This window comes from Nostoc sp. 106C (genome assembly GCF_002154725.1).
In the GTDB taxonomy this organism is placed as follows: Bacteria; Cyanobacteriota; Cyanobacteriia; order Cyanobacteriales; family Nostocaceae; genus Aulosira.
The window spans coordinates 1-26,781 of record NZ_MTAW01000125.1; the positions used below are offsets into that span (position 1 = coordinate 1).

Consider the following 26,781-nt stretch of genomic DNA (forward strand, 5'->3'; position numbering starts at 1 on the left):
GGGATTTTATTCTTGACGCTTTATTTGTATCAGGCTTTTCGTGAATTGGTATTAGAAATGGCGATCGCTACATTTTTTTATGACAAATGAAAAAACCGGGTCACAAAACTACTACCCGGTTAATATCTCTTAAAATCACAATTTCCAGCTTGATTGGAGCATAGCAGTACTGTGCTCCTAACTATTGTTTAACCAAATTAGACTTTGGCTGCTGCCTTGGTTACAACTTTGAGTTCGCCTTTGGCGTACTTAGCAGCAAAATCTTCCAAAGAAACTTGCTTAATTTTGCTAGCGTTACCAGCAGTACCAAATTGCTGATAGCGTTCTGCACAAACCTTCTGCATATAGACAATAGAAGGCTTCAGGAAGTGACGGGGGTCAAATTCCTTGGGATTTTTTGCTAAAGCTTCACGTACCGCAGCAGTAATTGCTAGACGGTTGTCGGTGTCAATGTTTACCTTACGTACACCGCTCTTGATACCTTTTTGAATTTCTTCTACAGGTACACCGTAGGTTTCAGGAATTGCACCACCATATTGGTTAATCAAAGCAATTAAATCTTCCGGTACGGAGGAGGAACCGTGCATTACCAAGTGGGTGTTAGGCAAACGGCGGTGAATTTCTTCAATCCGGCTGATTGCCAAAATTTCGCCAGTTGGCTTGCGGGTAAACTTGTAAGCACCGTGGCTTGTGCCAATAGCAACAGCCAAAGCATCTACTTGAGTTTGTTCTACGAAGTCAACGGCTTGGTCGGGGTCGGTCAACAATTGAGAGTGGTCGAGTGTACCCTCAAAACCATGACCATCTTCAGCTTCACCTGCACCAGTTTCTAGAGAACCCAAACAACCGAGTTCACCTTCAACGCTGACACCCAAGGAATGGGCTACGTTCACTACTTCACGGGTAACACTGACGTTGTACTCGAAGCTTGCGGGGGTCTTAGCATCAGCTTCCAGCGAACCATCCATCATGACGCTGGTGAAGTTGTTCTTAATTGCTGAGTAGCAGGTAGAAGGAGCATTACCATGATCTTGGTGCATGACAATGGGAATGTGAGGATAGGTTTCTACCGCTGCCAAAATCAAATGGCGCAGGAAGTTCTCTCCTGCATAGTTACGAGCGCCACGAGAAGCTTGCAAAATTACGGGGCTATCTGTCTCAGCAGCAGCCTTCAGGATCGCCTGAATTTGTTCCAAATTGTTAACGTTGAAAGCTGGGATGCCGTAACCGTTTTCAGCCGCGTGATCCAACAACAGCCTTAATGGTACAAGCGCCATAGATAGTCCTCCTAATGTGGTTGTCAGCTAGTCGGTGTGAGAGCAGCGTAATTATTTACCATTAATGTAATTGTTACGCTAATCTTAAGAGTTTTTTCAACATATAGGAAATTATAACTAGTGATGTGTGTTTATGTTGAAAAACTTTACGCTACCGCTCATAAATGTGCCTTACATTCACAATAGCTTACTGTACAGTCTGTTACCGCACAGTTTGGAGCTTTGGTAGTCCTGTATCCTAGATGATTTATCAAAGGCGATGTCTACGACGGACTAAGCCTACGCACTTTTAGCTCCTAAAGTCAATTAAGACGCTAATTTTTGGACAAATACTGCGTGTTCAGGAGATTGCAAGCCTGTTTGTAAAACATTTAACACTAATTGCATATTCCCCGCTAATAATTCTACTACCGCTAACCACAACCCTGGAAAAACCCGACTTCGCACAATTCCATTACTATCACTGGCTAACTCTAGATACTCACCCTCTTCCAAATAGAACCAAGTTAATTTCTGGTCGAGAACTTGCCAAACGATATATTCTTTGACTCCATTGCGGCGATAAGCCTGTTTTTTGCCATGAAGGTCAATGGCAACACTGCTGGCGGCAATTTCGACAACTAACTCTGGCGCGCCTTCTATATAATCATCATCACTTAGCTGTGTTTGACCACCTGCTTCCTTGTCAATGAGAAGAATGGCATCTGGTTGAGGTACGTTATCCAGGTCTAGGCGTACAGTTGGCTCTACTCCCAATGCAACACCTAGTGTAGCGGCTTCATAAGTACCGAGCCATGTGAGAATCCACCCATGAGGTTGACCGTGACTTCTAAAACGTAGAGCCGCAGCCATAATATAGACAATTCCCTCGATTAATTCGGCTTTTTTAAGATTGGGCATGGCGTTGTAACGACGCTCAAATTCATAGCGGGTGAGGTTGTCGCCATTTTCCAACAGGGGAATTGTCCGATGTTGTGGAGGTGTTTTTACCATGATGATGGTATTTGGATTTAGCCTATGCCTATCCTACCGAACTGAAGGAAGTTTATTGTAGGTATTGTGCGATCGCCTGTCTGATCTCTAAATAACCATCCCTAAAAGCGATGTCGATCGACAAGCCCTTCGGGTGACGCTTGTTCCTTGCTAACGCTGCGCTAACAGCAGTTGCTTCAACGCGAGGAACCCACGCAACGCAGTGTCTCCCCAACACACTGCTGACGCTCCTTCGTCGCTACCGCTACGCTAACACCGCTTTGCGTCTATGCATCTGCAAATTTTGGTTATTAAAAGAACTCGCTTTAACTTTAATTTCTCCAGCAACAGCGAGCATGTTTTATTTTCTATATGGGTCGCCCGGGATTCGAACCCGGAACTAATCGGTTAAAAGCCGAGTACTCTACCGTTGAGTTAGCGACCCGTTAAGTTGTTTTTCGCAACTTTGCAATTATAGCATTAACATCTGTAGTTTTGTAAAGGGGTTTAGAAAAAATTGGCTGTTAACTTTACAGATGCTTGGTAACTAGTACCTGGGTCTAACACAGTCAGATGTTCGCCAGTATTTAGCGCGTTACGGGGCGCACTCCAAGGCTCTAGACAATAGAAGTCTTTGCCCTTGATTGTCCAAAACACCAAGATGGGATATTCCTTGCCGTAATCTAGGGTCAGTCTTAACTTTCTGTTGTTGTCTACTACAGAGGCAGATTGACTGGTTAGCTGCTTAAAGGCAACGTCAATTTCATCGAGACCAAAATCAAAATTACCATGAAATGGAGAAATTTCCTTGGTTCTCTGGTCTTGATATTCGTTAGAAGGGATGACAAACTCTAAGTGATTTTTATCAGAAATGACAAAGTAGGGATGGAACCCCATAGAAAAAGGCAATGGTGTTGATGACAAATTCTGATAATTCTGGCGAATTTCTAAGGTATTGTCTTGCAGTTCGTAGGTGAAAGCCAATTGAAACTCAAAAGGATAAACTGCTCGTGTTTGCTCGTTACTGTTGAGAACTAAAGTGAGCCTAGCCTTTTCGTGTGTTACTTGTTCAGTTACTTGCCAAGGTAAATCACGGGCAAAGCCATGTTGTTTAAGTGTATAGGTTTGTCCGTTGTAAGTATAAGTATTTTCTGGCAAATTGCCACAGATCGGAAATAAAATCGGAATCCCGCCTCTAACACTCAAATCAGGATGAGCAAAGCGTTCTGTGTCCAGGTACAGAAGTTCTTGACCTTGGATGCGCCAACGCGTAATCATACCGCCGCGTTCTGGAACAACTTCCAGTTGGGAACCAGCGATTTCATCAGAAAGAATGTAAGTTTTGTATTTTTGTTGTTGTATTGCTATCGAAAACACAAATTTAGTCCTCAGAAGGCAGGGAGTTGTGAGTGCTGAGTATTTTTATTCCTACTCAGCACTCATAGCTAGGTACTCAGCACTTGTTTATTCGTCTTCTGCAAACACAAAGCGATATAACTCGCTGGGGTCTGGTTCAGGGCTGCTTTCAGCGAATTTAACCGCGTCGTCGATAACTGCCTGAATCTTGCGATCGATGGCTTTGAGTTCTTCGTGATCTGCTAAATTATGCTCAACTAAATAAGCTGCCAACTTTTTAATTGGGTCACGAGCAAACCAGAATTCTTTCTCAGCCTTGCTTCGCAGTTCATCTGGATCTGCTAGGGAGTGACCGCGGAAACGGTAGGTTAGTGCTTCAATTACTGTTGGTCCTTCACCAGCACGGGCGCGGGCTACAGCTTCTTGGGCGACTGCACGCACTGCCAAAACATCCATTCCGTCTACTTCCACGCCCACCATGTTAAACACACTGGCCTTCTTGTAGATTTCTGGGTCGGAAGTCGCGCGATCGTGAGCCATCCCAATTGCCCACTTGTTATTTTCTACCACAAAAAGAATTGGCAGTTTCCATAAGGCTGCCATGTTCAAAGTCTCAAAAAACTGGCCGTTGTTAGCAGCACCATCGCCAAAAAAGCAAGCGGTAACTTGGTCAGCATTTTTGTCTCCCAATACCTCGCGGCGGTATTTGCTTTGAAAAGCTGCACCAGCTGCTACAGGAATACCCTCAGCCACAAAAGCATAGCCACCTAATAAGCGATGTTCCGCGGAAAACATATGCATGGAACCACCGCGGCCTTTACTGCAACCTGTAGCTTTACCAAATAACTCCGCCATGACTTCTCTAGCTGGCACTCCAGCACTCAAAGCATGGACGTGATCGCGGTAGGTACTGGAAACAAAATCTTCTCCTGGTCGCATTGCTCCTTGAATAACGCCAGTAGAAACGGCTTCTTGACCGTTGTACAAATGGACAAAACCAAACATTTTGCCCCGGTAGTACATTTCCGCGCATTTGTCTTCAAAAAAGCGCCCGAGGATCATGTCCTCATACAACCGCAAGCCTTCTTCTTTGGTGATCTGGACGTTAGCGGTATTAAAGGTGGGTAATGTACGTTCTTGAACCATTATTTGTTTAGTATCCCTATCGCATCAAACTGAAATTTACCATTTTCAAGAACTTGCTCTCATAGAGCATTAGCTATTTAACAAGCTAGTGTTTGCTGGAGTCAACGCTCAAAACTGATGTACCAAAATGAACATTGGGGAATGGGTGAATTTTTAACTTTTATTTTTTGATTACCAATTTTTTCGCCCACCTTTTGTGAGGATAATACTCACAAGGCTAAACCTGCCCTGTTAGCACACTCCACACCCTTTCATAGGCTACCAATCAGGATAGCTTGCTTTCTGCATATCCATTAACAATTTGGCAAAAATCAAGACGAAACTTTCTTATCGAGTTAAATGCTGAGATAGACAATTGTAATTTAAGACTAAGAATGATATGATTTTTTTCTCTAGTTATCAACAGGAAATCTACCAAGCGGTGATTATCCCGCCGGATGCAAGGGCATTAATAGGGTATTAATTTAGAAATTCCTAAAAGAATTAATCATTAAACCTCGTGGGCATGAAATAAGATACTTGTCACGGTGAGGAAATGTACACTATGCAGTAGCTCTGTTTTAGTGACTGTCTCGTATCTGGTAAAATCAACACGCATGTGTTGATATATCGGAGTAGTAAACGTTGTTAGATGCGTCTAGGGTGGTACACCTAAAATGTACTCCCAACGCTAAGACAGCAATACTCAAACTCTTGTGAATAAATCAAACACATAAAATTCGTCAAATTCGTCTTAATGGTGTAAACCAGAAAGAGTCAGAGTAGTTAGCACAGCTTTAATTACTGAAGCTGGCTTTCTACTAGCCGACAGGCTTTGGCAATGAGTAAAATACACCCATTGCTGAGTAGCTTATAGCAAGTTAACCTGCCTTCCGAAGTTTGCCGTTGTCTAAATCTACGGAAGAGTCACATATTTCTAGAAGTACAAAACTGATATCGCCTATAAAACCAGAAATTTTATTTTATGGTCTCAAAGGCTGATAGTGGTTAGAAAAAATCAAAATACTAAGAATTAAAACAAAAAGCTGACCCTTTCTAGGCGAAGGCAAAATATAGGTACTAGAATATGACTCAAATTTCGGGAAGATACAAAACAAGTTGTTGCAATATACACTTGTGGTGTAAAGTCAACACGGTATTATTATGGCACGGTTTTACATGCCTGGAATGCTCTAGGTGAATTATGTTGATCACGGTGCAGGGGAAGTAGGCTGTGCGAATTCCGCTAGATTACTACCGAATTTTAGGACTACCGTTAGCGGCAAGTCAGGAGCAATTGCGGCAGGCATACAGCGATCGCATTGTACAATTGCCGCGACGTGAGTATTCTCAAGCAGCAATTTCTTCGCGCAAACAACTTATAGAAGAAGCTTACGTGGTTTTATCAGATCCGAAAGAACGTAGCAGTTACGATCAGCTGTATCTTGCCCATGCCTATGACCCTGATGGTACTGCCTCTGCGACAGTAGCAGTTGAAAATCGCCCAGTAAACAACAATGGCGCGATGGACACACAGAGTCTGAGCATTGAAATTTCCCAAGAGGAACTAGTTGGTGCTTTACTGATTCTGCAAGATTTGGGTGAGTATGAAATCGTACTAAAATTAGGTCGCCCCTACTTGGTCCATAAAAACAATGCAGCAAATGCTACAACAGGCAATAATCTAGAAAGCGAAGAAGTCCTAGAAGACCGCCCAGATATTGTTCTGACCATCGCTCTAGCTTGCCTAGAACTGGGTCGGGAGCAATGGCAACAAGGTCATTACGAAAATGCTGCCAATTCCCTAGAAACTGGTCTAGAAGTATTATCTCGCGAAGGGCTATTTCCGATTGTGCAGGCTGAAATTCAGGCGGATCTTTATAAATTGCGACCATATCGGATTCTGGAATTACTAGCCTTACCAGAAGCCAAAACTGCGGAACGTCGTCAAGGCTTGGAATTATTGCAGAATATCCTAGAGGCTCGTGGTGGAATTGATGGCACTGGCAATGATGAATCTGGTCTCAACATAGATGACTTTTTGCGATTTATCCAGCAGTTGCGCTACCACTTAACAGTCGCAGAACAGCACAAGTTATTTGAAGCAGAAAGCAAGCGTCCTTCCGCTGTGGCTACTTACTTGGCTGTCTATGCCTTGATAGCACGGGGGTTTGTTCAGCGTCAACCAGCTTTGATACGTCAGGCCAAGCAAATGCTCATGCGTTTGGGTAAGCGCCAAGATGTACATTTGGAACAATCGCTATGTGCGCTTTTATTAGGGCAAACCGAAGAAGCTACCCGTGTTTTAGAACTTAGTCAAGAATATGAAGCCCTAGCTTTTATTCGAGAAAAATCGCAAGATTCTCCAGATCTATTACCAGGGCTTTGTCTCTACGGCGAACAGTGGCTACAACATGAAGTATTTCCCCACTTTCGAGATTTGACAAAGCAGCAAGCTTCACTAAAAAGTTACTTTGCTGAACCTCAGGTACAAACCTATTTAGAAGTTTTACCAACGGATGCAGAACCTACTAATGAATGGTCGGTAATTAACCGCCAGCCTTTATCTCCTCCACAAACAAACAATACCTACCAACGCAATAATTCCACTGGTGTTTCTCGACAATTCCATCACAACAGAACACCTGACCCAGACTTACCAGATCCACTCAGAGAAAAACCAGAAAATTCAAACTTCTCTCCATCTAGATGGAACAAAGCATCTACTGGAGGTAAGCCACCAGAAACACCAATAACACAGTTTCCCGCTGCTGAACGCATAGCTAGAGAACCTCACCACAGCATGAATGGTTCAGCCAGGGTTGCTGCGCCTGCGCAAACACAACAGCGGCGGCGACGAAAGCCTAGTCAATCTGCTAGCCGAGAACGTGCATTAGATAATCGCCATCGTTCGCCTCAAAGACGGCGCACTTTTGCCAACTCTTTAGAAGGGAAAACGCGTCTAGTGTGGACTGTGTTTGTTTCTTTAGTTGTCATAGTAGTGTTTTGGTTGATAGTCTCCACAACCTTTGGATTCGTCAGAAATCTTTTTTCCCCGCCACCACTTTTACCAGGCGAACAGTTGTCAGTAGAAATTAATCAACCACCAATACCGATTCCTGAGCTAAACAGCAAACCACAGTCACCAGATGGAGCTTTAACTACTGCGACAGCAGAGGAAATCATTCGCAGTTGGTTATCTACCAAAGCTGCTGCTTTAGGACCGAATCATGATGTTGATAGTTTGCAACAAATTTTAACTGGTTCATCTTTATCTCAATGGCGGTTAATTGCCCAGCAAGATAAGACCGAAAACCGTTATCGGAAGTACGAGCATCACCTGAAGGTAGAATCTGTAGAGAAAACCGATTTAGACTCAAATCGTACATCCGTGGAAGCTACGGTGAAGGAAGTAACACAGTTCTATCAAAATGGTCAAATTAAGAAGTCTTCTGACGAAAGTTTGCGAGTTCGGTATATTTTGATTCTGCAAGATGGTGTGTGGCATATCCAGAATATGTCAGTGGTCAATAAGATCAGCATGAACTTTTAGTTATATTCTATACCTAGGGAAGTTTTCTGCTAGCCACTATATTTAGGAAATACAGAATTTTATCTGAGTGTCCTACTCTTTTCACTCCACTTCAAACCTCATAACTCTTTCATTGGGTGGTACTTCACAGTATCACCCATAAATTTTATTGCCGTTCGTCCTCTGTAGATTGCAGTCTTTAGAATCATTCCCAGCGTATTGTCAGAGAATCTTGACATTGTCTGCTACTGTAATTGTATTGCAAAGGTTAATGTCATGGGATTATAACAATATGATCCCCAAACTGCTGATAGATTCGTACACAAGCCGAAAAAGCGTCTTGATACCCCTTGATCCCAACAAAGAGTTACGGCTTAATATTTATTAAACAAAGACTCCTCTGATCCCAAAAAAATGCTGATTTTGGCATGACAAGGAATTGAAAGGGAGTGACTCTCAATTTAATAACAGTTTAAGAAAGTTAAACTCTGGGCAAGACCAGGAGTCAGGAATAAGAAATTCATCTGGAGTGGATGAGATGTTAAATACCATTCTGTAACCAGGGGAAATCATTTACCTTTCAAACTACTGGAGGCCAAATTAATGGCAAAAGAACGCCCGCCGCTAGAGGAGATGACATTGCGGCAACTACGCAAGGTTGCGAGTGAATATGGCATTTCTCGCTATAGCCGAATGCGTAAATCACAATTACTGGCATCGATTCAAGACGTTCAGCGCAGCAAATTCTCGCTTAGTCCATCTCGTTCACTGGAGGCACAGGAAACCGTGGAAGCAGCAAAATTCGAGTTAGGTCAAGTAGATCGTAATGGTGCTTCTCTCACTGATGTTGATGAGGAGCTAGGAGATCTACCTGCTGGTTACGGTGAAAGCCGTATTGTACTCTTACCGCGAGATCCTCAGTGGGCTTATACCTATTGGGATGTTCCAAACGAACATAAAGAAGAACTGCGTCGCCAAGGAGGGCAACAGCTAGCGCTGCGGATTTATGATGTTACCGACATCAATATTGATTACCAAAGCCCTCACAGCTTGCAAGAATATCCTGCTGATGAACTGGCTAGAGAATGGTATCTACCAGTTCCAGTGAGCGATCGCGACTATGTAATCGATATTGGCTATCGTTCTGTTGATGGACGTTGGTTAATTCTCGCTCGTTCTGCGCGAGTCCACATTCCTCCTGTGTATCCTTCTGACTGGATTGAAGATGTCTTTGTCACGGTCAACTTTGAAGAAGATTTGCGTGGTAAGACTGTCTACGAATTGGTTCCTCCTGCGAAGAAGATAGCATCCACAGCCTACGCCAACAGCAACGGCAACCCCATTTATGACCAAATCTTTGGTATGGCTGAATCTGCTGAAGCACAAAGAGTTGCAGGTTCTCTATTCGGCTCTATGCAGCAAGTACCTGGTTCTGCCAGCCCAGAACAAGCTATCAGCTCCTACATTTTCCCATCAGGCGTCGGTATGTGGGCAGTTCCCACCACATCTGGTTTAACCATGTCTGGTGTAGGTATGTCAGGAGTTGGCTTCTCGGCTTCTGCTGTACCAGTACGTCCACGCAAGTTCTGGTTAATTGCTGATGCTGAGTTGATTGTCTACGGTGCAACCGAACCAGATGCTACTGTAACTATTGGTGGTCGTCCGATCAAGCTGAATCCAGATGGTACATTCCGCTTCCAGATGTCCTTCCAAGATGGTTTAATTGACTATCCAATCTTGGCTGTAGCTGCTGATGGTGAGCAAACCCGCTCGATTCACATGAAATTTAATCGTGAGACACCATCCCGAAATACTAATACTAAAGACGAAGCCGTTTTAGAGTGGCTGTCTTAATTAGGCATTCTCAATTAACTCCAGATTGAATAATAAATTTTTTACCCGCTATAGTAATTCTGTAGCGGGTTTTTGCATCTTTAAAATCTATCTCCAAATGTCTAAATTATTCTTATTATCTATCTTCATAATCGTGCTCAATTTATTATCAGGCTGTAAAAATATTGAATCCAATGCAGCCCAAGAGCCATCAAAAGCTACTTGTATTGGCAAAAATGCTAATTTTAGCATTGAGTTTTTTAAAGCCAACAATCAAGGAAAAAGATATGACAGAGGCATTAATCATGTGGTTATTTTTAATCCTCAATCAGAACAATTAGATTTTAAAGTAAATGTGGGACTTGCTCATAAACTTTATGCTAAAGATAAGCAAGGTAAATTAAGTAAGGAATATGTACCAAAGCAATTTCGAGAAATTATCACTGATGAGAATTCTAAATTAAACGGACAAACACCAATAGCAGCAATTAATGCCGACTATATAGGCACTGATAACAAACCACAAGGTTTGAATATTTCTCGCGGGTTTGAGTATTCAGGAGCTTTTAAAAATCAGCGTTCTTCCTTTGGAATCTCAGGAGGTAAATTCAAAAGTAGAAAAGCTACTATCCAAGCTGGTAGAAGAAAAGATGAAATTTTGAATTACAACCTAGTAGGAGGTAATGGTCGATTTTATCGTGGTGGTAAATTTAAAGATATTTGTGCAGATCTGGGGGAATTTGCCTGTAAAGAAGCAACTAATCGTTCTCTAGCAGCTATCACTGATCAAGGTTATGTGATTTTGTTAGTCAATGATGCTAAAGCTAATTCAAATATTGAATTTTCTCAAATTAATCAAGAACTACTGCCAGATAAATTTGATGATGTTCTAGAAGGCATCGCTCGTAATAATTGTTTGGGCAATATTCAAGAAGGAATTTTGTTTGATGGTGGGATGTCGCCAGGATTATATTACAACAATAAAATATATGTAGAAAATGCTGGACCAATTGGTTCGGTATTTTTGATATATAAAAAATCAACTAATCCAGGTTAAAAATATAATTGTTTGCCAAGGCTGTTACCTCCGAGGGAACAGGCAAGTTAGAAGCAATACCACCTATGGCAGAGTATAAGTTAAGTTTGGCAGCGTAAATACGTGGAGCGCGATAGGCACCCCCCAATTTTTAGATTTACCGTTTGAAGTATTTCAGCAAGCACTACAGGAGTCTTGATACCTGAAAGCGCTACCCTAGAGGTTATAGCTAAAAATAACCTATGACACCTGAAGAAATCGCTGGTACGCTAACAGAATTATTTGGTACAGGATCTGTTGGTGCGATCGCACCTGGATCGTGGCAAGTAGAAACATCGAGTTTTCGATTGTTAGTGCTGCTTGCCGAAGATCATACTTGGTTGCGGGTTTTACTGCCCATTGTGCCAATAGAAGCAGCACAACCATTTTTAGAACAGTTCCTAGAAGCAAACTTTGATGAGACTCAGGAAGTACGCTACGCTTTGTATCAAGGCGTGATTTGGGGAGTGTTTCAGCATAACAGTGGCACTTTGGTGAGTGCGGATTTGTCTAATGCGATCGCTCGCCTCATATCTTTACATAATGCTGGTTTAAATGATGTTTTCAATCGATTGATTGAAAACCGGATTCGGCAAATTATCCAAGCAGCAAAACGGCAAGGACAATCTCTTCAGTTCACAATGCAAAATCTGGAGCGCTTTTATACAGAAGGATTGTTGGGAGAAATTGAGCAAACTCCTGAGGCACGTGAACAAGTATTAGCTTTGTGGCGACATCAATTAGAACGCTTGTGGAATGAGATAGAAGCGTAAACAATTAATAATCTTTTATTGAATGATGGCAAATATTTCGGATGCTATGGACATAATTCACATCCTCAAAGAAGACTATCAAAGATTTCCAGTTAATCAAACTTATAGCATTTACGCCCCGGACGTTTATTTTCAAGACGCTGTTTTCAAATTTCGTGGTGTTGAACTCTACAAGTTGATGATTAATTTCATCAAGACTTTCTTTTTAAATCCGCAAATGGATTTACATGATATTCAATCTTTAGGAGATACAATTAAAACCGAGTGGACACTCAGCTGGAACAGCCCCCTACCTTGGAAACCGCGGATTTCTATTCCTGGCTGGAGTGAATTACGTCTTAACTCTGAAGGTTTAATTATTTCCCACATTGATTATTGGAAATGTTCGCGCTTGGATGTGCTTAAACAACATTCATTTTCTTCAAAAAATCGTTAGTTAAACTACTGTCAACAGCAGAATCGGCTGTAGTTAATAGCTATTAAACTAGAGTTAACAAACATCGCCACCAACGTTTATGACGGCTGCTAAAAATTCCGAAGCACAAGATGAATTAACTATACAGACGGAAGCCGAAAATATTATCATTCCACCTAGTGATTTGTGGAGTGATGAGCCGCCTGTGGAAAGTGATCTGCACCGAGAGCAAATTGAACTGTTGCTGGCTTGTTTGAAATGGTGGTGGCGTAACCGTACTGATTTTTATGCAACTGGAAATTTGACGATTTATTTTAGCCCAGAGCAAATTACTACAAAAGACTTTAGAGGCCCGGATTTTTTTGTGGTTCTGGGATGTGAAAATCGACCCCGGAAAAGTTGGGTATTATGGGCAGAACAGGGTAAATATCCCAATGTAATTATTGAATTACTTTCTGATAGTACTGCCAAAGTTGACAAGGGTGCTAAATTTGAACTTTATCAGGATACTTTTCGGACACCAGAATATTTTTGGTTTCATCCCGATACTTTAGAGTTTAAAGGTTTTCGTTTAATGGGTGGTAAGTATCAACCTTTGGAAGCAAATACAGAGGGGTGGCTGTGGAGTCAGCAGTTAGAGTTATTCTTGGGAATTTATGAGTCAAAATTAAGGTTTTTTAGTTTAGATAAACAATTAGTATTGACTCCAGAAGAAAGAGCCGCAATAGCAGAACAGCAAGTGGAAGAATTGAAGGCGAGATTGAAGGGCTTAGGAGTTGAAATTGATGTGTCAGAGTAGTGCTAATTTTTCCATTTAGCAACTGAATCTACAAATGAGCGATCGCCTGCGCCAATCGCAGCCAGTATAGCAACAGGGCTTGATTATCTCTCACATCTATATATTGGGTACGCTTCGCCCTCAGATGTGCTGCAACTGCATTTATTCTCTTTAGACAGTTGATAATAGAGATAGCGTAAATAAATGTAAACAATTCTCAGGCAGGACAGAATCATCCATGCGTGTAATTTTAATGACAGGCAAGGGCGGTGTTGGCAAAACTTCTGTAGCCGCTGCTACTGGACTCCGTTGTGCAGAACTAGGCTATCGCACACTGGTGTTGAGTACAGACCCCGCTCACTCTTTAGCAGACAGTTTTGACCTGGAACTAGGACACGCACCTCGGGAGATTCGCCCAAATTTATGGGGTGCGGAACTAGATGCACTACAAGAACTAGAAGGAAACTGGGGTGCTGTAAAGCGCTACATTACCCAAGTTCTTCAAGCTAGGGGTTTAGAAGGAGTACAGGCGGAAGAATTAGCCATCTTACCAGGTATGGATGAAATTTTTGGCTTGGTAAGAATGAAACGCCATTATGATGAAGGCGAGTTTGAGGTATTGATTATCGATTCAGCGCCTACAGGTACAGCATTGCGACTGCTGAGTTTACCCGAAGTTGGTGGCTGGTATATGCGCCGTTTTTACAAACCATTTCAAAATATTTCCGTGGCACTTCGGCCTCTAGTTGAACCGCTTTTTCGACCAATCGCTGGTTTTTCGCTGCCAGACAAAGAGGTGATGGATGCGCCTTACGAGTTTTACGAACAAATAGAAGCTTTGGAAAAAGTATTGACAGACAATACTCAAACTTCAGTTCGCCTGGTCACTAATCCAGAAAAGATGGTGATTAAAGAATCTCTGCGTGCTCATGCCTATTTGAGTTTATATAATGTTGCCACAGATTTAGTGGTAGCTAACCGCATCATTCCTGCCGAAGTCCAAGATCCATTTTTCCAACGTTGGAAACAAAATCAACAGCAATATCGTCAGGAAATTCATGATGACTTTCATCCTCTACCTGTAAAAGAAGTTCCACTTTTTTCTGAAGAAATGTGTGGTTTAGCAGCCTTAGAAAGGCTGAAGGAAACCCTCTATAAAGATGAAGACCCCACACAAGTTTATTACAAAGAAACAACTATTAAGGTTGTACAAGATAATAACCAATACAGCTTAGAACTGTATTTACCTGGTATTCCCAAAAATCAAGTTCAATTGAGTAAAACTGGTGATGAGTTAAATATTACTATTGGCAATCACCGTCGCAATTTGGTATTGCCACAAGCTCTAGCAGCACTGCAACCCGCAGGTGCAAAAATGGATGAAGACTATCTTAAAATCCGTTTTGCTTAATATGTAACAGTTTAATTTTGCTGCCAAACCCAGCAGCATTAAGCTTTGCTGTTTGTACAGACCCCATTGCGTCTGTACTTTTTTGTTTTGATCCCCGATTATAATCGCTATTACTATTGGAGATTAGGGAAACATATTTGTGAGAAATCTTTTTAATTTAAAACTGAAAATGTTTAGGCTCTCTTTTACAACTCAACTCGCAACCAATTAGAAAATTTGCAACATAATATACTAGAAGATCTAACACTCTTACTTAAAAAATTTTCTTTTTACTTTTTACTTAAAATATTAAGACTTACTACTTTGATAAACTGTTAATAGACTTACATAGTAATGTCAATACTTCTCAAGGAGTAGATTTAGTAATATTACTAATATATTGAATAATTATTCTGTTAGAAATAATGATTTTTGTTTAAAAAATAAATAAAGTTTCTCAATAGTTACTATACCGTAGTTTTACTGAAGACAGTCATAAAAATTCAATTTCATAATATTTTTAGATATAGAATTTTTTTATTTCTTTCTGATAAAAATTTATATAACTACAAGCAATGACCCCGATCGCAAAAACAGACTTGCGGTTAAACCTTGAACAAGAAGGCATATTACGCCGCATTACAAATAGTATCCGTCAAACGTTGGATCTAGAAGAGATTATTACAACGACAACAACAGAAGTGCGATCGCTACTTAAAACTGACCGAGTCATGATTTACAAGTTTCATGCTGATGGTAGCGGTCAGGTCATTGCTGAATCGATTTATAACGATAGATTGCCATCACTTTTGGGGCTAAATTTTCCTGCTGATGACATTCCACTCTCTGCGCGAGAATTATTTATCAAGTCACAAGTACGTTCATTAGTCGATGTTGAAACACAGCAGATTGGTCAAAGTCTTCTACGTGACTGGGAAACAGGAGAACTCATATTAGAGGAAATCCATTATCGTACTGTTGATCCCTGCCATGTAAAATATCTAACGGCAATGGGAGTTAAATCTTCTTTGGTAGCACCAATTTTATACCAAAAAGAACTCTGGGGTCTTTTGGTGTCTCATCACTCTGAAACTCATTCGATTTTAGAGGATGAAATAGAAGCAGTGCAGATGGTAGTAGATCAATTATCAGTAGCGATCGCTCAAAGTAATCTGCTCACTCAAGCCCATAAAAAAGCTGAACGGGAAGCTACCATTAATCGCGTTGCTACTCTACTCCATGCGTTGCCCACAATTGTACTACAGCCAGCTTTAGAAGCAACTGTAGCTGCTTTCGGTGGTTCGGGCGGTAGACTTTGTATCAGACATAATGCTTTTAATTTCCAAAATAGTAAATTTAAAACCTTAGCAGAATGTTTAATTCCTGGAAGTGATTATGTCAGGCTTTATATTTGCGGGCAGCAACCTGCGGTAGCAGAAAAAACTATCTATCCACTAATAGAGCAATCTAATGTTTGGCAAGAACATTATCAATCTGGTGAATATGATGTTTGGGCAATTTCAGACATCTATCAAACTCCTAATATGCGAACTGTGCAAGTTGCATTTCAACCAACTAAGATTCGCAGCATTTTGATGATTCCACTTGAATACCGCCAGGAGTTGGTGGGCTATTTAAGTATTTTCCGTAATGAAATCGACACGGAAACTTTGTGGGCAGGTCGATTCGCTCCCGATCAAAGGCAACTCTATCCTCGTCAATCATTTGAGCTATGGCGCGAAACTAAAACAGCACAAGTTCAAAAATGGACAGACGAAGAGATAGAAATGGCCAGAGAAATTGGTAAACATTTTGCATCCGCAATTCAACAGTATGAACTTTACCAACAGGTACAAGCCTTTAATAGCAATTTAGAAAAACAAATCAAAAAGCGCACGCTGGATATGCAACGAACAGCCGAACAACAACAGGCTGTGTTTGGAGTTATTGCTAAAATTCGCGAGTCACTTGATACTAAAACTATTTTTCAAATTACTACTAAAGAAGTTTGTCAATTAATCAAAGCCGACCGCGTTTCAATTTATCGCTTTGATTCTGAGTGGGGTGGTGAATTTGTCGGTGATTTTGAGGTTGCTAGTCCGCACTGGTCAAATGAGTCTAAGCTGGGAGTAAATACGGTCTGGAATGATACTTACTTACAAGACACTCAGGGAGGACGCTACCGCTACAACGAAACATTTGCGGTAGATGACATTTACAAGATGGGCTTTACTCAGTGTCATATCGACAATTTAGAGGAGTATCACATTTATGCTTTTGTACTTGCTCCAATCTTTGTCGGTCAAAAACTTTGGGGTTTGCTATGTAGTTATCAACATTCTGCCACCCGCCAATGGCAAGACTCGGAAGTTAACTTTATCAGTCAGATTGCGGCTCAACTTGGGGTAGCACTTCAGCAAGCTGAATTACTGAGGCAAACACAGCAGCAAGCGTTAGATTTACAACAAGCAGCCGAGCAACAACGGGTATTGTTTGAAGTTGTAGCCAAAATTCGTGAATCACTTGACTTAGATGCAATTTTTCAGACAACTACTCAAGAAATCTGTAAAGCACTGCAAGCTGATCGCGTGGCTGTTTACCAGTTTCACCCAGATTGGAGTGGTGAGTTTATTGCTGAATTTGTTGATGAGGGCTGGATCAAGCTGGTAAGTCCCCAGACCAAGACGATATGGCAGGATAGTTACTTGCAGGAAACTCAAGGTGGGCGATATGGCAACAATGAAACCTGTGCAGTAGATGATATCTATCAGGCTGGTTACTCTGATTGTCATATTGAGCTTCTCGAGAAATGCCAGATCAAAGCATATGCGATCGCGCCAATTTTTATTGGGCAAAAGCTCTGGGGATTACTAGCAGCTTATCAAAACTCTACACCCCGCCACTGGGAAGCCTCAGAAATTCAGTTTTTAGCTCAGATTGCCAATCAGCTTGGGGTAGCACTCCAGCAAGTTAACTTACTCTTACAAACTCAGCAGCAGACAGAACAGCTAACTCAAGCTATACACGATCTACAAGAGACCCAAACCCAACTCATCCAAACTGAAAAAATGTCCTCATTAGGTCAGCTGGTGGCGGGTATTGCCCATGAAATTAATAACCCTGTAAACTTTATTTACGGTAACCTGGCTCATGTCAGTGACTATGCTGATGATTTACTCAGTATGCTGGAACTTTATCAGCAGGAAGTGCCAAATACTAGCTCTGAGATTTGGAAGCGAGCAGAAGAAATTGACTTAGAATTTATCATCGAAGATTTACCCAAAACTCTAACTTCGATGAAAGTAGGGATTGATCGCATCCGTCAAATTGTCTTAGGTTTAAGAAATTTCTCTCGTCTCGATGAGGCAGAAATGAAAGCGGTAGATATACACGAAGGTATTGATAATAGCCTACTGATTTTGCAACATCGCTTGAAAGCAAAGCCAGAAAGCCCAATGATTAATATAGTAAAGAATTACGACGAGCTTCCCTTAGTAGAGTGCTACGCCGGACAGTTAAATCAAGTGTTTATGAATGTCTTGAGCAATGCGATCGATGCTCTAGAAGATTATAAAGAATCTTCATCTGAACCTCATCACAGTCAAATTACTATCTACACTTCTATTGGAGAGATGAAAGCCAATGTCAAGAGTGCAGTGATTCGTATTATAGATAATGGTCCTGGCATCCCAGAAGCTTTGAGGACAAGAATATATGACCCATTTTTTACCACTAAGCCAGTGGGTAAGGGTACTGGCTTAGGATTATCAATTACTTACAAAATTGTGGTTGATAAACACGGTGGTATATTTAAATGTGATTCCCAGCCAGGTTTAGGTACAGAATTTTGGATTGAAATTCCCATTCATCAAAATACTTATAATTAATCTTCTTTAATTTCTCAGTTGCACGGGCATAGCTAAATAAGTCATCTTCAACCCACCCAGTGGTGTAAAAATCACTGGAGTTAGGCTTTGATTGAGATGCATTTGAATTTCCGAAGCTGGTAATTCTTTCAAGCCTTCCATAAGATACTTAATATTAAAAGCAATATCTATATCTTCCCCAGATATCTGCGCTGGCATTGATTCTCTACCGCTACCTACATCTTGAGCTTCACAAGATAAAGTAATTTCTTGGTTACCGCTATCAATGCTGAGCTTCACAATATTATTCTTTTGATCGGCTAGTACCGCAATTCGCTCCAAAGTGCTTAAGAATTGTTTGCGATCGATAGTAACTTGGCGCTCAAATTGACGCGGGATGAGTTGCCGATAAGCTGGATATTGCCCTTCTAAAGTGCGACTAGTCAAGCGTTGATTTTTCCAGGCAAACACAACTTGACCTTGATCTAAATATAAGGCTACAGGCTCTTCATCAGAAGAACTATGAGCTAACATTCGCTGTAGTTCGCGCAGTGCTCTAGCTGGTACTGTCACTTCTAGCTGGCTACTATCTTCAATGGGACGCTCATTAGTAGTTTCTACTACTGCTAAACGATGCCCATCAGTAGCAGCAAATTCTAGGGTATCTTGTTTAACTGTTAAATGAACACCAGTGAGTACCTGCTTAGTTTCATCTCCACTGGTAGCAAACAATGATCCTCTTAATCCCTCAATTAAGGCAGCAGCCGTTAAATGAATTACTTCAGAATTTTCAATCACGGGTAGTTCGGGAAACTCTTCCGCCCCCATTGCACGCACTTGATAATGTCCGCTCTTGGGTGTCAGGGTAACAATTAAACCCTCTCCTGTAGATGTCTCAGTTGCTGATTCATCGTCTAGGGTGATTTCTCCCTCTGGTAGACGAGAGGTGATGTCTAAAAGTAATTTAGCAGGAAGTGCGATCGCTCCTCCTTGCCATACCTCAGCGTTAAAGCTAGTGCGGATACCCAAGCTGAGATCGAAGGCGGTTAAGCTTACTTGGTTAGTTTGTGCATCTGCTTGTAGCAGCACATTGGCAAGTACTGGATGTGTCGGTCGTGATGGTACAGCACGGCTGACAAGAGAGAGGTTCGTACTGAGATCGCTTTGGGCGCAAACTAATTTCATAGTTAGATTCACCTTGTGAGTGTCTATAGTACCACTCTAGAAATATTTTTAAGTTATTATTGCCAAGCTGAACGATTCTCAAACATGGCTAAAATTGGCAGTCAAATGTTCTTGACAAGCGTTGGTTCAAGCTTAGATAGCACAGAAACTTCTAGTGGGTCGTAGCCTAGCTGTTGAGTAATCCGTTCCCTAGCTAAAACTCGGTACTCCCAAAAATGCTCTCCCACAGCGCAGAGCGACAAGTACATATTCAATACTTGGGGCTTTTTCAGTAGCACTGTCCATAGTTGTCCCCAAAATTGCTCTCTAATTTCAGGTCGTCGTAAGCCCTGATGCCAGATTAATTGAGCAACAAGCCGCAACTGCCTACTTAAAGGAACTTGCATAGTTTGTTTTCCTCTTGCTGGAGGAACAATATTAAGACACTGCTGAAAACATCTCCTAAGATAGTTCGCGGGTTCGTACAACTTCCAGAAGCCTTCCACATACTCTCTAGCAATTTCAGCAATGGGGCGGGTAGGAACGAAATTCATCAAGGTATTCTGGTCTCCCGTCGCCGTGACGCCGACGCCCTCTATTAAACGCTGTTCTTCCTGAAGTCGGTTCCACAGGGCAGTGTTGGGCAATGCTTGGAGGATGCCCAACATCGGTTGAGGAATACTAGTTTGTTCAACAAACGCCTGAATCCGTTCACCTGCACCAGAGCGTTCTCCATCAAAACCGAGAATAAACCCTGCATAGATTAGCAGTCCCGCTTCGTTGATCTTGCGACAGGCTTCTACTAACGGGTTGCGCGTATTTTGCATTTTGCGCGTCACGACGAGGCTGTCTTGATCGGGAGTTTCAATGCCGAGAAAGACAGCATAGAATCCTGCTTCTACCATCAGCTCTAGCAATTCATCATCTTCTGCTAAATTCACAGAGGCTTCGGTCATGAAGGTGAAAGGATAGTTATGCTGCTGCATCCAAGGAATCAATTCTCTTAAAAAGCGTTTGACATTACGCTGATTGCCAATAAAGTTGTCATCGACAATGAAGAGTGACCCCCGCCAGCCTAAATCATAGAGGAATTGCAATTCTGCTAAGGTCTGAGAAGGTTCTTTAGTGCGCGGTTTACGTCCGTAAAGGGAGATGATGTCACAAAATTCGCAATTGAAGGGACAACCGCGAGAAAACTGAATCGCCATCATGAAGTAGGCATCCCGTTTCAGCAAGTCAAAACGGGGCATGGGGCTTTGAGTGACATCCGGCTTCTCAGCAGAACGGAAAATTCCTTGGGTTTGCCCTTGAGCGATCGCTTCTAGGAACAGCGGAACTGTCATCTCTCCCTCATCGAGTATCAGATAATCTGCTCCCGAAGCTTGGGCATCTTGAGGAACTGATGTAGGATAGGGTCCGCCCACCGCTAATTTTTTGCCTAACCGCACGGCTTTTTGAATTAAGGCGTGGAAATCTGGTTTCTGCACCAGCATGGCAGAGATAATAACTAAGTCACACCACTCCCAATCTGCCTCTGTCTCAAGGCTGACATTGCGGTCATAAAATCTTACTTCCCAATCTTCAGGTAAGAGTGCTGCAACAGTAATAATTCCCAGAGGTGGAATCGCTGCTTTGAGTCCTGCCATTTCCATCGCGCGATCGTAAGACCAAAAAGACTGAGGAAACTGGGGGTAGAGCAACAGTGTTTTCATAACTATCCTTCTCTTTAAGATCCTTAGCGCAGCTTCGGTGATTTTTGCACAAGCGGATGCATAAAGCGTCTGGCAACAGTTAGATTTGGCAATGGAAAAATCAATTTTTTTACTTCAAATCCAGCATTTTATAGTGTAATTAATTATGTTTAGCTACTTAACTATAAGAATCCAGTTGGATTGTTGAAAAAATCCGTACTCATTCATGAGAAGAAATTAAGGTTGTAAGGATTGCACAGTTAATTTTTTGCTTTTCGTAAATTCTTACAACTCATCCCATGTAACTAAAATAAAGATACAAATAATTTTTCATCTCCTCACCTGCTGCTTATTTGTATCAACTTTAAAGTGAAACGGTATCATATAAGATTACTATCTAATATTGCTTTATCTTCATTCAACATCTTGCTCAAAAACCAATATCAAATCATTGATGGTTTTTTGTACCAAAAACCATAATCTAACAAAGCTTGCTATAAAGTTGGAAACTTTATAGCAAGACTTTTACAGAGTGTTGATTGAGTAATTGATACTCACTTAGACAAGCATTATTTTTGCCCCATTAATGGACTAAAAGCTACCCGTTCCAATCAAACAGAACACTAATTCAACAATCAGGATTGAGTAGCACACTGCTCAGTTATCTGCTTTTGCCTGCTTTTTTTACTGCGCTGCACGTGTCAGTTGTCAGTGGTTTTTTATCTGGTTTAATACCCCGTCTGTTTGTAGGCGATCTAAAAATATCTTTGTTGCTAACCAATGACAAAATCCTCACCCACAAAAGGATGAGGATTTCTAAGTGATTTTGATTGCTGAATCGTGGGGTCTTAGCAGTCAAAAGTAGCTTAATATAAGTACAATAACCCCTGCTGTACTTAGGCTACTTTGGGGTTGGCGTGAATGTATGGCCATTGGTGTCAACTTAAGCTCAAACGCTTATCCCACATACGTTTTACCCCACCCCTTAATCCCCTCCCCCGAAGTTTGCTCAACGGGGGGGAACCCCCGCACGCAACTTCTCTCCGCCTGCGGGGAGGGGAAGTTTTGGCTTTAGACAAAACTGGGGTGGGGTGACGAGGATCGTAATGGTAGGTGAGTGAATACAAAATCACGTTTTAACAAGGGTTTCACGTTAAGTTGACACGTATGATGTATGGCAAGGTATTCAAAGCCCATCACATATCCATAATTTGTAAAACCCATACTCTGACATCAGTTCTCCCAAAATACCTTGTGCGCTTTGGCATTCAGTTGCAGCAATAACTAGCATCCTAGTAGCCAGTAGATGACTTTGGGTAGTTCTTATTAGAGCTTGGGTTATCAAGATATGATCCTAGAAAAATTAATTTAGGCAGGAATAACTTGTGCAATCAGTGAGCGTTTATCGAGTGATTGAACTTTGCCTACTTGACTGAGATCGCTGACAATGCGGTCTAGTAGTTCTCCAGCTTTTTCACGATATTGATGTTCTCGACCTCGTAACCGGATGGCAAACTTCACTGAATCGCCTTTACTCAACCACCCAAGCGCTTGCTCGATGCGTAAGTTGTAATCAGCCACACCGACGTTTGGACGGAGCCGGACTTCTTTCACTGTGGGTCTAGCACTCTGTCCCTGACGCTTTTTCTTTTGATACTGAAGCTTGCCATAGTTGAGGATCTTTGCAACTGGGGCTTCTTTGCCTTCTGAGACTAGAACTAGGTCAAGCTCTAAGCTCTCCGCTAGTTGTAGAGCCTCATAGGTATCAGTCAGACCACGATTGTTATTTTCATGATCAATCAAGAAGACTTGAGGTGACTTGATTTGCGAGTTAATTAGTTGCTTTTGGACTACGATAACGGTTTCCTCTCAATTTTTCAATACTTCGCGAGTGCAAGTAATGCCAATGTAACACAACCTAACTATGAATTATGATGTGTTAAAACAATACTCTCTTAATTTGGTTAGACAAACGCATATATCATTAGTGTAGAATTTTTCGCAGTTAAGATAAAGCTATCCTTTGGCACAACGTAATTTAAGAACTCAAAACTCTATTAACCATCCCCAACATTTTCAGCAGCGAATTTGCAACAAGAATAGCTAAGACTCCCTGCTGATAAGGTTTACAAGCAATATTATCTAAAATTTGCTCGTGAATACTTTAAAATTTTGATTCCAAGGGGATTTTAAAGTGAAGCGAACTAATATTTTGCATTACAGTGTGGAAGACTTACGGTTATTTGTTATTAGTTATTTTTTCCTTATCTTCCCGAAGTCATGAGCGCTAGCTGTTGGCGATCATACTTCTCTGCTTTATTTGCTTTTCAAGTCAGGCATTCACGAGAAAATCTATTCACCGCATCTTCTTGTCTCCGTGTACCCGCATTTATTTCCAAGCTAGTACTTGTGGAAATTGTGGATAACTTGTACCTAATTTATTTTTTGGGTAGTTTCGTCACTTACTCTCTGTGGAAAACTTGTGGAAAAAACCCCTAAGTTTTCCACAGGGTAATTATACTTAATTTTATTTTTTTCTAAAAACTATCAATTTTTACCCAAAATTTTCCACAAACAATAATTTTCTTGCAAAAGCTAATTAAATTTTAATATATTTTTATACTTGGCTTAATATTCTCGATAAATTACTCGACTATAAAGGCGAATGGCAATAAGGAAGGCTGTGGAAAACGGAAAGTCAATTATTAAGTTAACTGTTAGGAGCGGCTATTGATGTTGATGCGATCGCTCAGTTGACGGAGAGTAGTTGCTAAAGTGCGATCGCTTTCTCGCAATTGGGCAATTTTGTCACAACTGTAAATTACCGTTGTATGATCTTTACCACCAAACTCTTCTCCTATTCTAGGCAAACTCAAATCAGTATGTTGCCGCATGAGATACATTCCTATTTGACGTGCCCAGCTAATTTCTCTGCGTCGTGAATTGCTCTTGATGTCTTCAATTGAAAGAGCAAATGTATCAGCAATCACCTTTAAAATGACCTCTGGAGTAGCTGCCACTTTCTCGCTTGGGGTTTCTAAAACTGGGGCAATACTTTCTACTGTCATTGGCAAACCCCAAATAGAAATGTAAGCGAGCGCCCGAATTAAAGCGCCTTCCAACTCTCGAATATTAGAAGTGAAGTTAGAAGCAATATACTCAATCACATCTTTAGAAAGCCTTATTTGTTCGTATTCGGCTTTTTTCTGGAGAATTGCCATCCTAGTTTCTAAATCGGGGGTTTGAATATCGGCAATCAAACCCATAGAAAACCGCGAACAAAGTCTGTCTTGGAGGCGGGGAATTTGGTTAGGAGGGCGATCTGAAGCTATAACAACTTGCTTGCCAGCTTCATGTAAAGTATTAAAAGTATGAAAAAATTCTTCTTGGGTATACTCTTTACCTTCAAGAAATTGAATGTCATCTACTAACAACACATCAGCAGCCCGATAATGCTCTCGGAAACTTTGCATACTATCTTTACGGATTGCTGTAATTAAATCATTAGTAAACTGCTCAGTTGAAACATAGAATATTTTAGAATCAGGACAAATTTCCCAGCGATAATGTCCAATAGCCTGCATGAGGTGAGTTTTACCTAAACCGACACCACCGCATAAAAATAAAGGATTAAACTCTCTACCTGGAGATTCGGCAACTGCTAACGAGGCAGCGTGAGCCATACGATTGTTCGCACCAACTACGAATCTTGAGAATACATACTTTACGTTTAATTCAGTAGTTTTTTGTTTTGTTTTAGCAATACTTTCAGAAACACTACTTTGGGCTGGTATCCCCAGAGCAACTTCTCGTTCATGCAAATGAGAAGCTTCCTCACCTTTAGCAACAGTAATGTAAATTTCTACAGGATGGCCTAGAATATCTTGCACAACATTAGCAATGGTGTTGATGTAATATTTCTGTAACCAATTACGTGCAAAAGGATTAGGAGTGCATATCACTAAGCAATTATTTTCTAATCGCTCTGCACTAGCAGTTTTAATCCAAGTTTCAAAGGTAGGACGGGATAGTTCTAGCTGCAATCGCTCTAGTACCTGACTCCACAAATTGTCTATGTGAATTTCCATTTTTACCACCTTTGCTGCTAATCGTCACAATAGAAGATATAAGCAAGCACCAATTTAGCATTCACATGCTCTAGACCTGGAACAAGCTTTTAAGTTGTAATCATTTTGGGGCATACCCGGTAGGCAACATCCTACCACTCACTGACTAACACGGAGTAGCAAAGACACATGAAGATAAACAACTGTATTTGTGCAGCCCAAGATATTGTTACTAAAGGTTTACCTCAGAGGCAGGAAAAAACTAGTATGATGTCGATGCTATTTAAGGTAAGTGCAGTGGTATGCCTTGGTGGTTGTGCTCTTTTACCCGCCAAGACTTTTGAGACGCCCAAAAATGATGCGCAGTCTCAGGTAGAACCTCAAAACACAACTACTCCCAAAGTAGCAATTGCTCCACCGCCGATGCTTTCATCCTCTAGCGATCCTAACTTTGTGGTAGGAGTGGTTCAAAAGGTAGGACCAGCTGTGGTTCGCATTGATTCTTCCAGAACCGTATCTTCCCAGACACCAGAAGAATTTGAAGATCCATTTTTCCGGCGATTTTTTGGCGATACAGTACCATCGCAGCCCAGGCAAAGGGTAGAACGGGGAAGTGGTTCCGGTTTTATTATTAACTCCTCTGGTCAAATTTTGACTAATTCGCACGTGGTAGACGGTGCTGACACTGTAACTGTCACCCTGAAAGATGGTCGGACTTTTAACGGCAAAGTCCTAGGAGAAGATCCGGTAACAGATGTGGCTGTGATTAAGATTGATGCTAATAATCTGCCAACCCTCTCTGTCGGAAACTCCGATGCTTTGCAACCAGGAGAAGCAGTAATTGCTATTGGTAATCCTTTAGGTTTGAACAATACTGTCACATCTGGAATTATCAGTGCCACAGGCCGCTCTAGCAGTGATATTGGCGCTAGTGATAAGCGCGTTGATTATATTCAAACTGACGCCGCAATTAACCCCGGTAACTCTGGTGGTCCACTTTTGAATGTTCGTGGTCAAGTGATAGGGATGAACACAGCTATTATCCGCGGTGCTCAAGGTTTGGGATTTGCGATTCCTGTTAACACAGTGCAAAGAATCGCCCAAGATTTAATTGCTAATGGCAAAGTCGATCATCCTTATTTGGGCATTCAAATGGTGACGCTGACACCAGAAATTAAAGAAAGAATTAATAATGAATTAGGCGATCGCATTAATCTCACAACCGATAAGGGCGTTTTATTAGTTAATATTGTGCCTCGCTCTCCTGCATTTGCTGCTGGACTAAAAACTGGTGATGTGATTCGGAGTATTAATAATCAGCCTGTTAACAAAATAGAAGAAGTGCAAAAACTGGTGGAAAATAGCAAAATCGGTAATCCTTTGCAAATGCAAGTAGAACGCAATGGTCAAATTACTCAAGTAGCAGTTAAGCCTGCACCTTTACCAGTGCGGAGTGAAAGCTAATTC

The 26,781-nt window shown here is 41.4% G+C and carries 18 protein-coding genes and 1 tRNA gene; 9 read left to right on the plus strand and 10 right to left on the minus strand.

Annotated elements, in window-relative coordinates; translation table 11 throughout:
- Nucleotides 1-197: 197 nt before the first annotated feature.
- The 6 genes from fba to pdhA form a co-directional block, all read right to left on the minus strand.
- Complete coding sequence (fba, locus tag BV375_RS18585; RefSeq protein ID WP_086763007.1) at nt 198-1,277, minus strand: class II fructose-bisphosphate aldolase; 1,080 nt, start codon at nt 1,275-1,277, stop codon at nt 198-200.
- A gap of 306 nt (nt 1,278-1,583) precedes the next feature.
- The gene (locus BV375_RS18590) at nt 1,584-2,270 is read right to left on the minus strand and encodes a Uma2 family endonuclease (protein ID WP_086763009.1); all 687 of its coding nucleotides are present in this window, start codon (nt 2,268-2,270) and stop codon (nt 1,584-1,586) included.
- A gap of 52 nt (nt 2,271-2,322) precedes the next feature.
- The gene (locus BV375_RS36960) at nt 2,323-2,487 is read right to left on the minus strand and encodes a hypothetical protein (RefSeq protein WP_166507474.1); all 165 of its coding nucleotides are present in this window, start codon (nt 2,485-2,487) and stop codon (nt 2,323-2,325) included.
- Between the two features lie 135 nt (nt 2,488-2,622).
- Nucleotides 2,623-2,694 (minus strand) — tRNA-Lys (locus BV375_RS18595).
- 62 nt (nt 2,695-2,756) lie between these two features.
- Nucleotides 2,757-3,626, minus strand: coding sequence for an aldose epimerase (locus tag BV375_RS18600; RefSeq protein WP_086763011.1), 870 nt, complete (start codon nt 3,624-3,626; stop codon nt 2,757-2,759).
- An 87-nt stretch (nt 3,627-3,713) separates the two neighbouring features.
- Nucleotides 3,714-4,751, minus strand: a complete 1,038-nt coding sequence (pdhA, locus tag BV375_RS18605; RefSeq protein ID WP_086763013.1) for a pyruvate dehydrogenase (acetyl-transferring) E1 component subunit alpha — start codon at nt 4,749-4,751, stop codon at nt 3,714-3,716.
- A gap of 1,213 nt (nt 4,752-5,964) precedes the next feature.
- On the opposite strand from pdhA, the gene BV375_RS18610 reads away from it, so the two are divergent.
- The 8 genes from BV375_RS18610 (at nt 5,965) to BV375_RS18645 (ending at nt 18,413) form a co-directional block, all read left to right on the plus strand.
- Nucleotides 5,965-8,283 (plus strand): IMS domain-containing protein, encoded by a 2,319-nt coding sequence (locus BV375_RS18610; RefSeq protein ID WP_086763015.1) that lies wholly within the window; start codon nt 5,965-5,967, stop codon nt 8,281-8,283.
- Nucleotides 8,284-8,865: 582 nt separating this feature from the next.
- Nucleotides 8,866-10,116, plus strand: a complete 1,251-nt coding sequence (locus BV375_RS18615) for a DUF4912 domain-containing protein (RefSeq protein WP_086763017.1) — start codon at nt 8,866-8,868, stop codon at nt 10,114-10,116.
- 97 nt (nt 10,117-10,213) lie between these two features.
- Nucleotides 10,214-11,152, plus strand: a complete 939-nt coding sequence (locus tag BV375_RS18620; protein ID WP_086763019.1) for a phosphodiester glycosidase family protein — start codon at nt 10,214-10,216, stop codon at nt 11,150-11,152.
- Nucleotides 11,153-11,373: 221 nt separating this feature from the next.
- A complete protein-coding gene (locus BV375_RS18625) occupies nt 11,374-11,943 on the plus strand; it encodes a hypothetical protein (RefSeq protein ID WP_086763021.1) in 570 nt (189 codons plus the stop codon).
- Between the two features lie 46 nt (nt 11,944-11,989).
- On the plus strand, nt 11,990-12,379 hold the full coding sequence (locus BV375_RS18630; RefSeq protein WP_086763078.1) for a DUF2358 domain-containing protein: 390 nt from the start codon (nt 11,990-11,992) through the stop codon (nt 12,377-12,379).
- A 79-nt stretch (nt 12,380-12,458) separates the two neighbouring features.
- A complete protein-coding gene (locus BV375_RS18635) occupies nt 12,459-13,157 on the plus strand; it encodes a Uma2 family endonuclease (protein ID WP_086763023.1) in 699 nt (232 codons plus the stop codon).
- A 217-nt stretch (nt 13,158-13,374) separates the two neighbouring features.
- Complete coding sequence (locus BV375_RS18640; protein ID WP_086763025.1) at nt 13,375-14,547, plus strand: TRC40/GET3/ArsA family transport-energizing ATPase; 1,173 nt, start codon at nt 13,375-13,377, stop codon at nt 14,545-14,547.
- 554 nt (nt 14,548-15,101) lie between these two features.
- Nucleotides 15,102-18,413 (plus strand): GAF domain-containing protein, encoded by a 3,312-nt coding sequence (locus BV375_RS18645; protein WP_086763027.1) that lies wholly within the window; start codon nt 15,102-15,104, stop codon nt 18,411-18,413.
- Between the two features lie 6 nt (nt 18,414-18,419).
- Here BV375_RS18645 and dnaN read toward each other — a convergent pair whose 3' ends face one another.
- The 4 genes from dnaN to dnaA form a co-directional block, all read right to left on the minus strand.
- Entirely contained in the window at nt 18,420-19,577 is a 1,158-nt protein-coding gene (dnaN, locus tag BV375_RS18650; protein WP_086763029.1) for a DNA polymerase III subunit beta, read from the minus strand.
- A gap of 101 nt (nt 19,578-19,678) precedes the next feature.
- Nucleotides 19,679-21,268, minus strand: a complete 1,590-nt coding sequence (locus BV375_RS18655) for a B12-binding domain-containing radical SAM protein (protein WP_086763031.1) — start codon at nt 21,266-21,268, stop codon at nt 19,679-19,681.
- Nucleotides 21,269-22,615: 1,347 nt separating this feature from the next.
- On the minus strand, nt 22,616-23,104 hold the full coding sequence (gene infC, locus BV375_RS18660) for a translation initiation factor IF-3 (RefSeq protein ID WP_086763033.1): 489 nt from the start codon (nt 23,102-23,104) through the stop codon (nt 22,616-22,618).
- 860 nt (nt 23,105-23,964) lie between these two features.
- On the minus strand, nt 23,965-25,335 hold the full coding sequence (gene dnaA, locus BV375_RS18665; protein ID WP_086763035.1) for a chromosomal replication initiator protein DnaA: 1,371 nt from the start codon (nt 25,333-25,335) through the stop codon (nt 23,965-23,967).
- Nucleotides 25,336-25,581: 246 nt separating this feature from the next.
- On the opposite strand from dnaA, the gene BV375_RS18670 reads away from it, so the two are divergent.
- On the plus strand, nt 25,582-26,778 hold the full coding sequence (locus BV375_RS18670; protein ID WP_243713985.1) for an HhoA/HhoB/HtrA family serine endopeptidase: 1,197 nt from the start codon (nt 25,582-25,584) through the stop codon (nt 26,776-26,778).
- Nucleotides 26,779-26,781: the final 3 nt, after the last annotated feature.